Annotated in this window: 11 protein-coding genes and 3 pseudogenes; 2 read left to right on the forward strand and 12 right to left on the reverse strand. The window is 65.4% G+C overall.

Going from position 1 to position 14,631, the window contains the following annotated elements; all coding sequences use genetic code 11:
* Positions 1-60: 60 nt before the first annotated feature.
* The 10 genes and pseudogenes from DEI81_RS08510 to DEI81_RS16685 all read right to left on the reverse strand — a co-directional run.
* A complete protein-coding gene (locus DEI81_RS08510) occupies positions 61-639 on the reverse strand; it encodes a CypD family RiPP peptide-cysteine decarboxylase (RefSeq protein ID WP_111010292.1) in 579 nt (192 codons plus the stop codon).
* Complete coding sequence (locus DEI81_RS08515; protein WP_111010293.1) at positions 636-1,211, reverse strand: DUF5819 family protein; 576 nt, start codon at positions 1,209-1,211, stop codon at positions 636-638. The genes DEI81_RS08510 and DEI81_RS08515 overlap by 4 nt, the downstream gene beginning before the upstream one ends.
* Positions 1,198-2,898, reverse strand: a complete 1,701-nt coding sequence (locus tag DEI81_RS08520; protein WP_220035654.1) for an alpha/beta fold hydrolase — start codon at positions 2,896-2,898, stop codon at positions 1,198-1,200. The genes DEI81_RS08515 and DEI81_RS08520 overlap by 14 nt, the downstream gene beginning before the upstream one ends.
* Positions 2,899-3,042: 144 nt before the next feature.
* A complete protein-coding gene (locus tag DEI81_RS16205) occupies positions 3,043-3,207 on the reverse strand; it encodes a cypemycin family RiPP (protein WP_146244375.1) in 165 nt (54 codons plus the stop codon).
* Positions 3,208-3,624: 417 nt separating this feature from the next.
* Positions 3,625-5,103 (reverse strand): hypothetical protein, encoded by a 1,479-nt coding sequence (locus DEI81_RS08525; protein ID WP_111010294.1) that lies wholly within the window; start codon positions 5,101-5,103, stop codon positions 3,625-3,627.
* Entirely contained in the window at positions 5,100-5,726 is a 627-nt protein-coding gene (locus DEI81_RS08530; protein ID WP_111010295.1) for an ATP-binding cassette domain-containing protein, read from the reverse strand. The genes DEI81_RS08525 and DEI81_RS08530 overlap by 4 nt, the downstream gene beginning before the upstream one ends.
* 29 nt (positions 5,727-5,755) lie before the next feature.
* Positions 5,756-6,367: a DUF3887 domain-containing protein gene (locus tag DEI81_RS08535; RefSeq protein ID WP_111010296.1), complete on the reverse strand. Its 612-nt coding sequence runs from the start codon at positions 6,365-6,367 to the stop codon at positions 5,756-5,758.
* Between the two features lie 803 nt (positions 6,368-7,170).
* Complete coding sequence (locus tag DEI81_RS16675; protein WP_309146666.1) at positions 7,171-7,524, reverse strand: transposase; 354 nt, start codon at positions 7,522-7,524, stop codon at positions 7,171-7,173.
* A 34-nt stretch (positions 7,525-7,558) separates the two neighbouring features.
* A pseudogene (locus tag DEI81_RS16680) lies at positions 7,559-7,846 on the reverse strand (transposase); the annotation flags it as partial.
* 205 nt (positions 7,847-8,051) lie between these two features.
* Positions 8,052-8,144: pseudogene (locus DEI81_RS16685) on the reverse strand (hypothetical protein); the annotation flags it as partial.
* Positions 8,145-9,061: 917 nt separating this feature from the next.
* On the opposite strand from DEI81_RS16685, the gene DEI81_RS08545 reads away from it, so the two are divergent.
* Together DEI81_RS08545 and DEI81_RS08550 are read left to right on the forward strand one after the other, a co-directional pair.
* Complete coding sequence (locus DEI81_RS08545; protein ID WP_146244056.1) at positions 9,062-10,213, forward strand: hypothetical protein; 1,152 nt, start codon at positions 9,062-9,064, stop codon at positions 10,211-10,213.
* A gap of 339 nt (positions 10,214-10,552) precedes the next feature.
* Positions 10,553-11,864: pseudogene (locus DEI81_RS08550) on the forward strand (ISL3 family transposase).
* A 53-nt stretch (positions 11,865-11,917) separates the two neighbouring features.
* On the opposite strand, the gene DEI81_RS15990 reads toward DEI81_RS08550, so the two are convergent.
* Together DEI81_RS15990 and DEI81_RS08555 are read right to left on the reverse strand one after the other, a co-directional pair.
* Positions 11,918-12,769 carry a PIN-like domain-containing protein gene (locus tag DEI81_RS15990; RefSeq protein ID WP_146244057.1) on the reverse strand — a complete coding sequence of 284 codons (852 nt, stop codon included), beginning with the start codon at positions 12,767-12,769 and terminating at the stop codon, positions 11,918-11,920.
* Positions 12,757-14,367 (reverse strand): DUF262 domain-containing protein, encoded by a 1,611-nt coding sequence (locus tag DEI81_RS08555; RefSeq protein WP_111010298.1) that lies wholly within the window; start codon positions 14,365-14,367, stop codon positions 12,757-12,759. Before DEI81_RS08555 ends, DEI81_RS15990 begins: the two co-directional genes overlap by 13 nt.
* Between the last annotated feature and the right edge of the window lie 264 nt (positions 14,368-14,631).

The following is a 14,631-nucleotide window of genomic DNA, read 5'->3' on the forward strand; positions in this document are numbered from 1 at the left end:
CGAGGCGCTTCGAGACCGCGCCTGCCGTCCGCAGTGGTCGTGTTCAGGAGTGTGACGCCGTCACCCTCGCCGATCTGCGATCGCTTGGTTCGCGAGCGCCAGCGCACCGGGGAGGTTGAAACCGCTCGAGGTGGTCGACCGGTCAGTCACTCGAGGAGTCTCGATGCGCGGGGCGAACGACACATTCGGACGCTTGCGCAGGACCTCAAGCCAGTGTTCGATGACCTCGTTCTCAGCGGGGAAGACGTCGGCGAATATGATGGGTAAATCAGTAATCTGCAGCATCATGTGGGCTGGCGAATCAGCGCGTCCTTGAGCTAAGCGCATCACGGTGTCGAGCGTCGCGGGGAACACCACGAAGCACTCCGAGGTACCGCTCTGTCCGTCCCGCCAGGAGTGCGGGACGGACGGCTCGTCCCAGTCGTCGAGCCAGACCTGGCCGTTGGCGAGGGCTCGGAGCGCATTGACCGACACGAACGCCGTCGCGCGGGTCGAGACCGACAGGTTCACCACGACGTCCGGGGTGGTGAAGCGCAGCCAGTTGACCCACCAGGGCACGAGCGAGGCTGAGATCGAGCCCGACACGTGCAGGTGCAGCTCGTGGCCTGCGAAGGGCGTTAGCGACGACTGCGTGGTCAATTGCGCTCCCCAGTCGTGACGCGCCCCTCTGGCCTGATGTGTTCCCACTCGGAGACCAGGATCGGCTGTACCCGCTGGTCGTCGACTGCGGAAGGGAAGAAATTGACGAGCAGGAACTGGAAGCGCTCGTCCGTGCGTGAGGGGAGGAGACCGCGCGCGGCATCGGTGACGAGTTCGTACGGCGTGCTCGACGTGATCCAATCGAACCGCGAGTAGTTGGCCTTCATCACCGACAGCTGTTGCATGGCGTCGAAGAGCGCCTTCGGCCCGCGGCTCCGCGGGTGGAAGACGACGTTCGCGATGTGGTGACCGATTGTCGGCGTGATGTCCTGCCACTGGGAAGGTGTCCCCGTCGTGTCACCGTCGCCAGTCCGGACGAGGAGGTGGACGTTCTGCACGCCGGGGTTCGGTGCGAAGAACCGCCAGCCGGGCAGCGTCCATCCACCGACGTACCGCCGGAGGTCGAGGTTGAACGAGTCCGGAGTGTTGAACAAAGTCGTCGCGATGAGGTGCGCGGTGAGCGCGCCGGCGGCCACCGCACCGATCGCTCGGCGAACTCTACGCAGCCGCATCAACGGCCTCCTCGACGACCTTTGCCACCTGTGCGGCGTTCTGACGGAACCCGATGACGGACCGGTGCGATGAGTCCGCGACGAGTCGGTGTGCCGCGCCGAGCTTCCGGGCAAGTTCGGCCTGCTGTGCGGCGTTCTCCTGGGAGGCGACGAGATACCGATTCGGGATGCCCCGAAGGACCTCGAGCGCCCGATCCGTGTCGAACTCGAAGTACTCGCGGGTCGCGCGGTAGATGTTGCGCGGACTGAATACGAACTGCACGGTGCCCATCTGTTGGTCCGGTTCGTACCGGGACTGGCGGTCCACGGCGTGCGGGGCGAAGTTGTAGATGCCGGTGAGCGCGGCGAACATGCTGCGCAGCTGCGACTGCAGGAACGACCCGACCCGCTTGCGGTCTCGTCGGTCGGTCGCGAGGAGGTCGGGGTCAGTCCCGTCGACCACGACCGCTGATGTGATCCTCCGGCCGGCCACGTCACGGTCGGCGTAGCCGGCGAGCGCCAGCACACCAATCGAGTGGGACACCACGACGAGCGGACCGGACGACCCGGTTTGCCGAACGAGCGCGTCGACGGCGGTGTGCGGGTCCGCCGACGAGGTCGTCTGACCGTACCCGCGACGGTGGTAGGCGACGAGGTGAAAGTCGGAGCGGGCCATCGCGGACACCCAAGCCCAGGCGTCCAGCGGGTTGCCAAGGCCGGCTTCGAGGATCACCACGGGTGCCGTCGCGGGGTCGGTGCCGGCCGCCGTCGGCGGACTGTGCAGATATTCGACCTCGCCGTCACCGACCGGGAGCAGCGCCGTCCCCTTCAAGCCGCACCGCCGCTCGACGTCGATCGCCCGTTGTCCGGCCGCGTACGTGGCAGTCGTCGCGGTGATCGCGACGGCCGCCGTCAGGACGAGACGCTCGAGCCTGACGGAGGGCAGCGCATGCCGACCGACCACGTACTGGACCGCGCCATGCGAACCCGTGAAGCCCCAGATGAAGCGCGGAAGCTCCATGACCGCGGCGACGGCGACGTGGAAGCCCTTGACGCCGACGAGCAGGACGTTGCCCCACCGCTCGGGGACGACGTACACGATCGGAAACGCGATCTCCCAAACCGGCGTCGCCCAGGTCAGCGCCCGGGTCAGCCGCGGTCGCGACTTGAGGAACTTCGCCGCGGGACCGCTGCCGTACGCCTGGGTCTGGACGACCTCGCCGAGCGCATCGCCCTGCACCCAGCTCGACCCAAACAACTTCGCGAACCCGGAGACGAAGTAGCTCAGCCCGGCCTGCAGGTTCACGGCACGGAGGAACAGGTCGTCCGAGCGCTCGGCACCCGGGATGAGTGCGGAGACAGCCCGGTACTGCGTGATGACGGCGGTCATCTGGTCAGCGCCGTCCCGGCCGTACGGAGTGCGTACCTCGTTCAAGCGGTTGCATGCACCGATTACCGCCGAAGCGGCGATCTGCACGGGGCGACGGTTCCGGCCGAGCAGGAGCGCAACGGACGCCGCCAAGTTGACGGCGGCCAGCACCTTCGGGGTGGCAGGGGCGTCGAGGGCGGTCGCCAGGCGGTGCCGCAGCGTCCCGGGGACGGTGCCGCGCGCGGAAACGCCCCGGAGGAGCCCGTCGCGCCGGTAGAGGGGTCCGATCGTGAGCGCCTCGACCGAGCTGAGGATCTGGCCGACGGCGATCGGCGCCATGGTGGCGTTGATCGCACGTTGCCGTGGGTCGTTGACGGATCGGCGGGGTGGACGGATGCGGTGCAGCAGCAAGACGTTGGCCTCCGGAGGGTGCGGACGAGGAGGGAAGCTCCCCGCTCGTCGCCGAGCGGGGAGCCGCGAGTCCTAGCAGATGAGGCAGATGGTGCTGCCGGCGACCACGAACTCGGCCGCGGCGACGATCGTCGGGGTTGTCATGGCCGGGATGGAGGCATCGGCGCGTGCGCCTGCTTCTGCGGACGACAGCGCCGTGTTTGCGAACGCCTGGACTTCGAGGACTTCACTGTTCATCGGATTCCCTTTCTCGTGTGCCGGAACGGTCGTCCCGGCATGGTGCACCTCGTGAGGAGGTGGCAATGGGGCAGCGCCTCGCAGTCGGAGCATGCTGCGTGCGCGACCGGCATCCGGGCGCGCGGGAGGCACCGACGGGGAGCGTGCGGTGCGACGGGACGTCAGGCGTTGCGGCTCAACGCTCGGCGTGGCGGAGTGCGAGATGACGAGCACGCGCGGGTCCGATCAGCGCGGCTGCAGTCGAGATCACTCGGTACTGAACATCACTCGAAGCCCCCGCTCGACATGTTTTCAGACGCCGGGCCCTGGACCGCCGTGGTCCACGAGCCTCGTGCCTTTGGCACCACTCCCCCTTGAAAGGGTGCCATGGCTGGCACGCTAACAGACGCAGAACGACCTGTCCACCACGGAGAACGGTCAGCCTCGGCGTGCCCACCGGACGAGCAGGAAGAGAGCGATGACCACGGCGACCGCCACGACCGACGGCAGGGATCCCGCCCCCGCGGATGAGCCCGCCAGGATCGCGAGGAGCGGGGCATCGAGAGCCCAGAGGATCCGAAGCAACGGCATCGGATCGCCGACCGCGGACGGTGCTGGTGTCATCAAGAAGAGCGGCGAGGGGCCCCGGAGGGCGTTGCTGACCCGCGCCGCGACCACGACCGTCGGGAGCGCGATTGCCCCCCAGATCGGCGCAGCGAGGGAACTGGCAGCGACGAACGTGCCGACGCCGACCGTGGACGCGAGTGTGATGACGACGCTGAACGCTACGGGGAAGATGCTGTGCAGGAGGAGCAACGATCCGTCGCTGAAGCCGTACAAGGGCTGGTCGCGCGACACCTGTGCGACATGCTGGACGCCGCGGGTCGAGGCGCCAGCCCCGACGTACACCAGGGCGGCGGCGACCGCTCCGAGGAGGGGCGCTGCCGTCACACTCTGCGCCGCGAGGACGAGCGCCAGACCGGCAGCAGCGATCGTGAGCACCCCGCCGACGAGTCGAGCCGGCGTCCGTAACGCGCCGACGGCGTCACGGACCAACACCATCACGACGGGCGACGCACCGTCGAGTACCGCGCGCAACTGACGTCCTGCCGTCGGGAGCGCTTGGTATGACTCGGATGCGGCAGCGAAATCGAGGCTGACCGCGTGGGCGATCGCGACGTTCCACTGGGCCGACTGTGCGGCGATGGTTGCCCCGCGAATCCTGTCGAGCAGCCACGGCATCACCACGACACCAACGACCGCAACCGTTCCAAGGACGACGATCCCCGGGACGTCGACCGTCGGGGTGGCCCATGCCCAGGCGCTCGGTGCAGCGTTTGTGCCGAGGAATGCGAGCGCGGCGGCCCCGATCGCGAGGACCGCGGCGAGGACCGCTGCTGCACGCGGGGCTGCCTGTCCGAGGAGCCAGCACAGTCCGGTCAGCACGCCGATGAGCAAACCACGCACCGCGAAGCCGAGCGCGCTCCCTTCGGACACCAGTCCGACGAATGCCAAGGCTGCCCCGAGGAACGTCGCTGCGCCGCCACCCACGGCCGCCAGAGCTGCGACCCCGACCAGGGTCTGCCGACCGAACGCGGTCCGGCCGGGGAGGTCACTTGACGTCAGCGCGTGGGCGAGGAACGGCGCTGCGACCGCGGGGCCGCGACTCCTGCCCACCATCAGTGCAGTCGACCAGACCGCGAGCACGACTGCCGCTGCGGTGACCGCGGCGATCGGTTCGGTCATCGCGACCGCGGTGGTCCGCTCGGTGACCGCCAACCAGGCGGCTCGCAGCACGGGTGCGCCGACGATGAGGGCGAACAGGACGAGCGAGTACGCGATGAAAGCACGGTCACCGGCCGCTCGTTGCTGTCGCCCGCGCCAAATCGCCGTCGCGGCTCGCAGACGCGGATTCACGATCGGTCCAGCTCAAGCACGCGGTCGGCGAGGCGCTCCGTCAGGGCCGAGCTGTGCGTCGCGACGACGATCGCCGCGCCACCCGACCGACGGCGGGCGAGCACGTCGCCGACCACCCCGACGCGCTCGTCGTCGAGCCGCTGCTCCGGTTCGTCGAGGACGAGGACGTCGAACGGTCGCGCGAGCACGAGCGCAAGTGCGAAGAGCTGCTGCTGTCCCGACGAGAGCTCGTGCGGGAACCGACGGAGGAGTCCGTTCAACCCCAGTTCCGCCAGCCCACCGAGAGCAGTCTCCTCAGCAACGTCCCGCTCGCGGAACCACGTCGCCGCGACGAGACGCACGTGGTCCTCGACGGTCAGGTCCGGCGCGGTCGGTGGCAGCCCGAGGAGTGACGCGACTCGTCGTCGGAGTGTTCGGTCCCGGCGGTCGACCGGTTCCCCGCCGATCGCCACCGATCCTCCCGTGGGCGTGCGCACTCCAGCGAGCACCTTGAGCAGCGTGGACTTGCCCGCCCCGTTTTGCCCTCGGACCACCAGCGCCTCCCCCGCGCGGACGGATGCACTGGTCGGCGGCAGCAGGACCATGTCGTCCACGACGACCACGACTCCGTCGATGTCGACCATCGGCTTCCCCTGAGTGCGCTGCAGATCGGTCACGACGGCGATCCCGCCAGGATGAACAGCCCGGAGATGCGACCGTCGTCCCAGAAGCTGATCCGGGCGGTGCACTCGTCCTGCTCGAACCGGAGCGGCGTGGTCGTGATCGTAAACCCGGAAGCGCGTGACACCCGGGTTTCACCACCATGGTCGAACGCACCGATAGCGTCCACCACCTGCGACCACGCCGCAGCCAAACCGTCCACCGAGAGGCGGGCACGCATCGCGTCATCGAACCGATCGACAACGGCCTGCCAGGAACCGCGGGCCAGTTCGTCGACGACGGTGGTCGCACGCTCGACCACAGCCTCTTCGGCAGCGACCGGCGGCTCCGCTTCGTGGCCCGACACCGGCTGGGGCCGGCCGAACCGTTGGAACGCCGCCTGTCGGCTGACTCCCAGGACCTCTCCGACCTGCTGCCAGGTGACTCCGGACCGCCGCGCGGCCACGACCGCGGCGGACAGCATCGCCGTGGTCTGGTCCCCGAGCGCCCGCACCGCGGCGATCCGGTCGAGCGGCTGATCGGCTTCCTGCAGCACAGGAGACGCGATGATGCCGCCGACATCCCGGTACAGCTGGGTGGCGAGTTCGTACAGGTCGTCGGACACATGTGAAGCTTACCTTCACACAATGCCCGTACGTCAAGGAGCCTGGACAGGCTTCCCGGAAGCGCAGCCAGTCATTGTGAGTGATTCGACACGAGCAGAGACGGACCTCAAGCTCTGCGAAGACAGCGGCCAGTCATTCGTCACTTGTGCTCCTCGGTCGGGGTCGTCAGTGACGGCACGTCGACCCGGCGCCGGCCTGTTAGACCCTGGCCGAGCCAGCCAGCGCGTGCGTCGCAGACGGGAGGCGCGGTGCGGGCTAGCAGCGCGCCTCCCGGGCCACGTCGACGCCGCACGTACGGCGGTCCTGCTCGGCGCCGCAATGGTGCCCACATCGGCCGTCGTCGCGGTGTTCCAACCTGTCGGCAGAACGCACTGACTCGGGTCCGACCAGCCGGTCGTCGCCGCGGGATCGAAGCCCGTCCCACCAACGGCAGCATGAGGCGGAGTCTCACGCTTCACTCCAATCTGCTGGTATCTCTGTCCGTGCCGCACTCACAGACGAAATTGCCGCACGCTCGACCGGATTGGCACATCGATACGGTCGAGGACGCCCGATCCACTACGCCACATCCGGGCGGGCTGCTCCCTTGCGGACGCGCCGTCGTCGCCAGCCGAGAACAGTAGCGAAGCGTTCTACCCGTCGTCGTGATCGCCTCGGGCTGGCTAGACGTCCTGGGTTGAACCAGTCGATGTACTCGACCGTCGCGATCTCGAGGTCCTCGATATCGCGCCAAGGACCACGGTTGCGTATCAATTCGGCTTTGAAGATCGAGTTCACCGGCTCTTCGGACATTTGGTGGGGCTCAGGGTGTGAGGCCTCCGGCGGCGAGAAGCATGCGGAGGCGGTAGTTGTGCCGGTTGCGGTAGCCGCGGGCGAGGCGGCGGTGAAGTTCGATGATGCCGTTCATGGCTTCGGTGCCGCCGTTGTTCGCCCGCTGCGTGGTGAAGTACGCCAGGAACGATGACCGCCACCTGCGGAGCGTGCGGCCCAGTCGTGCGATTTCCGGGATCGGGCAGGTGTGGAACGTGTCGATGACTTTCTCGGCGATGCGTCGCCCCTCTGGGAGATCTGTCGCATGGTAGGCGGAGCGGAGTTCCTGCGCACTGCCACGTGATGAGCACTTCGTCGTGTGCCGGGTCGGCCTCGATCGCCGCAACGAGTCGGGATCGTTGTTTGTCGGTGACGTTCTCGGCGCCGGCGCGGAGGATGTTCTGGATCCCGTAGAGGGGGTCGCCCTTGCGTCCTCGATGGCCCAGGGTGTCCTGCTGTACGCGGCGGCGGACCTCGTCGACGGCGGCGGTGCCGAGCTGCACGACCTGGAACGCGTCGAGCACGGCGGTCGCGTCCTCGAGCGTGTCGTCGATCGCGGTCTTGGAACCGGCGAACGGATCCAACGCGGCGATCTTCACGCCCTGCCGGAAGGCGTCGCCGCGGTCCTGAAGCCACGTCTTGTAGGCGTTGCCTGACCGGCCGGGCACGAGATCCAGCAGCCGCGCCCGCGTTCTCCCGTGGCTGTCGCGGCTCAGATCGGTCGACGTGATGCCAGATGTGCTCGTCAACGCCGAGCGCGGTCACGTACTCGAACCGGGACTGATCCGCGGCGAGTCGCACGAGTTCGGCTTCGACCGCCCGCCACAGCGTCTTCCATGACGTGCCGAGTTGACGGGCGAGGCCGTGAAGGGTGGCGTGCTCGCGGCGCAACTGCCCGACCGCCCAGCCGACGGCGCGCGTGGTGATCGATCCGCGCCGGGCGACCAGCGCAGGCAGTTGCTCCATGAACGTCTTCCGGTGGCAGCCGTCGTCGTCGCACCGCCAGACCCGTTGCCGCCACACGATCCGGACCCGCGTGGTCCCGGGCACGTCATGCAGCACCCGCCGTCGGCGTCCGCGACCGGTCGCGATGACTCCGCACGACGGGCATCCTGTCAGCGATGTCGGTGTCGAGACCGTCACCAGCAGCAGCACATCAGAGCGATCGACGCGCTCAACGTGGACGCCATCCAGTCCGAGCAGGACGTCACAGCGGGAACACGGATCGGCGGAGCGCGCGTCAGCGCACCCCGAAGTAGGGTGAAGCACGTCGAGGTCCTCGTGATGATCAGTGAGTTAGCGTTTCTGATCCTCGGGGACCTCGGCCCCTACCCGCTCACCATCACCCGGCGCGCCTCACCCCCACCAAATGTCCGAAGAGCCCCTTTAGCTCGCTGCTCAGGCTACGACGCCGACCGCGGCCGAGACGATCGACGCAGTCGGCATCCGCAGACAAATGCACCATCAGGTCACTTCAAGGGGTGCGACTCACACCGACGGTGATGGCACTTATCGCAACTTTTCGGCGCAGTCTGGAGAAGTTCACGGGGCAACGCTCGACGCGCAACGCTGCCAACGGCCTCCTTTCCGATAACAGTGATTCTCAGAACAACTTGGCCGTGGTTGAAGCGCCAACGGCGGCCCCGTTGGCCGCGTCATCGACGACGACGCGCGACTCATCTGCTCGAGAGATTGCAGCAGTCGCACCGCTGGTACCCGCGTTGGCTGAGCCAGAGACAGCCGAGCAGGCTCTCGAGTCTAAGCTCGCCCAGGCGCGTCCGCTGTTTCACGCTCGGCGCCGTTCACCCCACGTCAACCGCGATCACGGACACTAAGACCGGGTTACGCAAGGTACGGTGTTGCCGAGGCGCCTGGAGGAAATAGTGCTTGAATCCGAACCTGACTACACCCTCCGCTGGCCGCGGGATCTGTTCTTCTGGGAGGCGACACAACTCCTGAAGTCACCGAGCACCCTCGCCCTGTCGCTCCCTGTCTTGCTCGAGGAAGCCTTCGAGGAGACAGGACCGCGGGAGCTGTTCGATCGATCGATGTGGACGACACGGAACGTCTTCGACACGCCAGCCACCGGCCCGGATCCCGAGAGGTGGCTACGCGAACTACTCGAATCGAAGAACAAGCTGCAGGAGCGAGAGGCACCGGCATACTGGGCGAACCGGCACGGGCTCACTGACGAGGCTCCGAACCTACACATTTCACTGAGTGCGGCCTTTCTCGAACTCCTCGCCGAGTTCCGAACCCACGGGTACTTCCCTCGCGTCTACCCGAAGGAGTGCCCCGATCAATATGAGGACAGCGTCGATGCGGCGGTCGAGCAGCATCTCCGGCGTGCGACGGGCATCCGTTTCGACTGGCCAATCCCCTACGAACAGCGAGACACGTACCCTGAGCATCTGCTATACACCCTCATCGAATACTTCCACGACCAAGCCCAACGACCACGCGCGTTCGGATTCATCCACGACTTCAACAAGTGCGGGCCACACTACGACGAAGGCGCGAACAAACAGTCGGGTGGCGCGGTTTACCGATGGCGAATTAACGACCTACTACGAGAGCACAACGTGCCGCTTGAACTCAGCCGAAATAGGGGGGAGCGAGGACGTCTGGTGCGACGTTTCCCCTCCGAACTGGCCGCCGGTGTCAACGAGACTTTGACTCGCCACCAGAGTCCAGACGATGAAGTCGCTCACGCGATTCGCGACTACCGAACGCGTAGCGCCGGGCGACCACAGAAGATAGCCTCCGTTACGCTTCTTGCCGGTGAGATTGAGAAGCGGAAGCTCACGATCAGGCAACAGCTCCTTAAGAACGACGAAAGCGCGCTCTTCCGCATAGCGAACGAGTTCAGTATCCGTCATCGTAATGAGAAGCAGCGCGCTGACTACTCTGACGAGTTCCTAGACTGGGTGTTCCACATTTACGTGGCAACCATCGCCCTCGCGGACGCCATCGATGGCCGCTCCGCCGCTGACCAGGGAGCACGGACGCCCGGCCCGATTGAGAATGACCGCTAAGCGCGAGTCCCCTATCCGCACGCTGAGTTCATAGTCACCTTTTTTCGGGGCCCCGGCTGGCCGTCGGCGTGGCGCCCATGGCATCCCGAAGCTCGCCAACGCCTGAGACTCTGAATGCTCCGGCGAGAACAAATAAGCAACTGGGCCGCTCCCTGACGCATCTGAGAGGCGTTCAATGTGACCCACGAACCATGCCCCGCGCGGGGGCCACGAGCGGTTGAGGACCTATCGGGCTCTTCGTAAACGAGGGTGTAGCGGAGGCGCGTGGCTGTGAGTGGGTAGGGGTCGAGGTCCCCCGATGATGAAGGTTCCTACGCCGCTCATCCGGAAGACCTCGACGTGTCCCACGCTACCTTCACGCCTGCCGACCTCACGACGTTCTGCCGCCTCGATGCGCTCGGCCTCGAAGCCGTCGGGCAGCGGCTCGGTCCGGATCGTGCCGAGATCGTGTGCCGTGTGATCGCGGACGACCAGTGGTGTCTGCGGTGTGGGGCGGAGGGCGTTCCGCGCGACACCGTGACGCGTCGGCTCGCGTATGACCCGTTCGGACATCGGCCGACGACGTTGCTGCTCCGGGTTCGCCGTTACCGGTGCGGGGGTTGCGGCCGCGTCTGGCGACAGGACACCACGGCCGCCGCGGAGCCGAGAGCGAAGATCTCCCGCTCGGGACTCCGGTGGGCGCTGACGGGACTCGTCGTGGACCACCTCACCGTCAGCCGGGTCGCCGCCGGGCTCGGGGTGTCCTGGCATACCGCGAACAGCGCGGTCCTCGCCGAAGGACGCCGAGCCCTGATCGACCAGCCGGCCCGGTTCGAGGGGGTCACCACGATCGGGGTCGATGAGCACGTCTGGCGGCACACCCGGCACGGTGACAAGTACGTCACCGTGATCATCGACCTCACCCCGAACCGCACCAGGACTCGGCCCGCACGACTGCTGGACATGGTTCCCGGCCGGTCGAAGCAAGTGTTCAAGTCCTGGCTCGCGGACCGACCACAGGCATGGCGGGACGCCGTCGAAGTCGTAGCGATGGACGGGTTCACTGGGTTCAAGACCGCTGCCGCGGAGGAACTCCGGGACGCGGTCCCGGTGATGGACCCGTTCCACGTGATCCGCCTCGCCGGCGACGCTCTCGACCAATGCCGCAGACGTGTCCAGCAGACCCTCCACGGACACCGCGGCCGAGCCGGGGACCCGCTCTATCGGGGCCAGGCGGACCCTGCATACCGGGGCTGACCTCATCACCGAGAAGCAGCACGCGCGCCTCCACGCCGTGTTCCGAGTCGAGGATCACGTCGAGGTCGAAGCGACGTGGGGCATCTACCAACGCATGATCGCCGCCTACCACCACCCCGACAAGACCATCGGGAAACAGCTCCTGCAAGTGGTGATCGACTCACTCCGCACCGGCGTGCCATCCGCCCTGGTCGAGGTGCGCCGCCTCGGACGGACTCTGCAGCAACGCGCCGCTGACGTCCTCGCGTTTTTCGACCGCCCCGGCACCACCAACGGCCCGACAGAGGCGATCAACGGCCGCCTCGAGCACCTCCGCGGCTCGGCGCTGGGGTTCCGGAACCTCACCAACTACATCGCCAGGAGCCTGCTCGAGTCCGGCGGCTTCAGACCCCAACTACACCCTCAAATGCGATGAGCCACCTACCGCCGCAATCGGACCAGAGACCACCACGTAGAACACAGCGCTGCTCACCCCATCTGTTCCGTCGCGAACCGTTGAAATTCCTCAAGGCTCCACAGATAGAACGGTTTGCCGATGACAGCGCGCGCCTCCGCCGCTAGCACAGGATGAGCGACACCGTTACGGCTCCAATCCTTCTTGTTGTCATTCGTCACAAAGACAACGGCATCCACGGCAGCGGCCTTCATTTCCATCGCGCCAAACAAGAAATCAGCCCACACAAAAAAGTCCCCGTGATTACCTGCAGGATCCCGGAACCCCGGCGGCGTCTTTGTTTCATGGCGCGCCCGAGCAACCGCCAGGAGCTCGGATCGGGGAACATTGGCCACTACACCAATTGCAATGAGGGCATCGAGAGTGCGCTCGAATGTTTCCCGCGCCGAGGGGTCGATCCAGCTTCCGTGTACCCCTGAAAGCTCTGCGACAGCCCGCTCTACCGCCTCTCCCGTCTCCCCTAAATCCTGCCCGATGCCCGCCGCCTCATTTCGAAGGTTTTCCAGTGCAGCTGAGATCCTTTTTGCCTTCGGGTCTAGGCCCTCTAGCGAATTGTTCCAAATCTCTTGCAGTACTTGCCCAGGTATTATCACTGGGCCGTCGTGCCGAACGCGCAGATAATCTACGGCATTGGCACCGCGCGTTCCATTTAGCCCAAGCCTGAACGCCGCATTAGTATCAAATCCCAGAATGAACGGTCCGCGCGGTTGGTATTCTTCAAGTCGGTTTTTGGAGTCGAGTGCCGCACGGAGGGCCTCGCGTGAATCGAGGACTTCGTGGCGATCAAGAACGGACAGCAGTTTTGCTAATCTAGCATCAGAGCCGATTAGCTTTTGCCGTCGCGCCAGCCCCGCTACTCGTACCATAGCTCCCGCGCCTCCGCCGCGAGCTCCTTTCCGAACTCGATGATTTGCTCCACTCCCCAGTCGCTCTCTGCGCGATATTGATCCTTACGTTCAGCATCGATCCCGAGCGGGAGGAGTTCGCGTTTGAAGCCATCCCAGGTGGAACTACCCATTGGCCTGCGTGTCTCAGTCGAAATGAACGTGTTGCCCAGTGTCGAAGCCCAGTAGGAAGCGCGATCCTCGTCCTCGGCAGACCACTCAGCATTCCTAGGTTTGATGAAGTACACGCTTCCTTCGAGTTCTGGAATGATAGTTCCCTGCAGCACAGATGCGCGAATCGCCCCAAGCACATTACGGTTCAATGACCGTTCCGCTGCTCGTTGTTCGAAGTCGTGCGGCTGAGGCCGGAGGTCGTTCAGGCCGGCTAACGCCGCTTGCCACCGCCCCTCCTGCGCAATTCGTTGTGCGGTGACGCCGAACCGCCGCTCTACGTTTCCAGTGCCGAGCGTTCCTGTGACAATCCGCTGCATCACCAAGCGCAAAAGGTGCAGCATCCCCTCAGTCGAGTCCGGCGTGTCGGCTAGTGCCAACAAAATGGGTCGCACCGAGATTACATTCAGTGCATTGAGCATCGAGAATACCCCTAACTCATCACTGGAGGCTCTCCCGATGACAGTAGGGTCGGCGATCTGGAGGTAGAGCGGAAGGTGGTGCTCCAGGACGGCCATCAGGTCCGCGGGCGACATTGCGTCGTCTGAGCGACGCTTACCCGTAAGAACATCGTAGAGGTCTCGGGGCGCCACGTGCCCACGTTGCACCGTTACAGCATGGCGAATAAACTGAACGAATGTTGATTGACCATCCTCCAGGAAAGCCTCCGAAACACTTTGCCATTGTTCGTAGCGTTCGGGGCGGAACTGCGGGGGCGTCTGACTGAGTACGTAGCTTTTCAACAGGTCTGCGGTAGTCAATTCGCGTCCGCGCGTATTGATGATCTCAAATACTCGGTAGGCAGATGCCGGGTCGGGGTGAACGAAGACTGCAAAATACAGTTTGGCGGTAAGGAATTCCGCCCAACTACCCAATCGCCGGAAGGGGTCGTCCTTCAGGTCTTCAAGAAGCTTATCGCTTATTCGCTTATAGGCGCTCACGAGATAGCTGGCCACGCCGTGTGTGGAATCTGCCTGAGGCAGATCTCGAGCGGGTGATGCAAGTATCTGTTGCAGCGCGGCGTCATCCCTTGGCGAAGATAGCGTTACACGCGGCGTCTCTTCGTCCGTGCCAAAGTCGATCGAGCGGAGGAAGGTCGTCTGGATTCGATCAGCTAGAGCATGTCGCTCATACCGGATCGCCTCATGGTATACGGCCGATGCCAGCAGCGTCAGCGTCAGAATTCGCTGCTGCCCGTCAACAACATCCTTTACGGTCTGATCTCCAGTCACGATGACTAGACCGAGGAAGTAGGTTTCGTCCCCGAGAGCCCCGGATAGGTCCCCGAAGAACTCGTTGATTTCATCGGCACCCCAGGCGTACTCGCGCTGAAATTCGGGTACATTGAATCGTCCACCACCTATGAGAGCACCGGCGGTCGTAGACGAGGCATTGAGCGGCGTATCCACGGGATGAGCCTAGTGACAACGAAGTGGAAAGCAACCTTCAATCGGCCATGGGAGCATCTCCTGCTCACCCTGGCGTGCGAGGCGTTGCGCTACGGGTCCCATACCATGTGGATCCCCTGGCTGCTTCCTTTGGGTATGCCCGGCAGCAACGCGCGCGGCCGGCCGTGCGCGACTGCTTCTAAAGAGCGCCAGCCGGTCGTGGCGTCCGATCCAGCCCGCCGCAGGAGGAACCCAAGCGAGCACATCCTCTTTACTGTGCATGCT

Origin of the sequence: Curtobacterium sp. MCBD17_013, assembly GCF_003234565.1 — a bacterium.
Lineage (GTDB): Bacteria > Actinomycetota > Actinomycetes > Actinomycetales > Microbacteriaceae > Curtobacterium.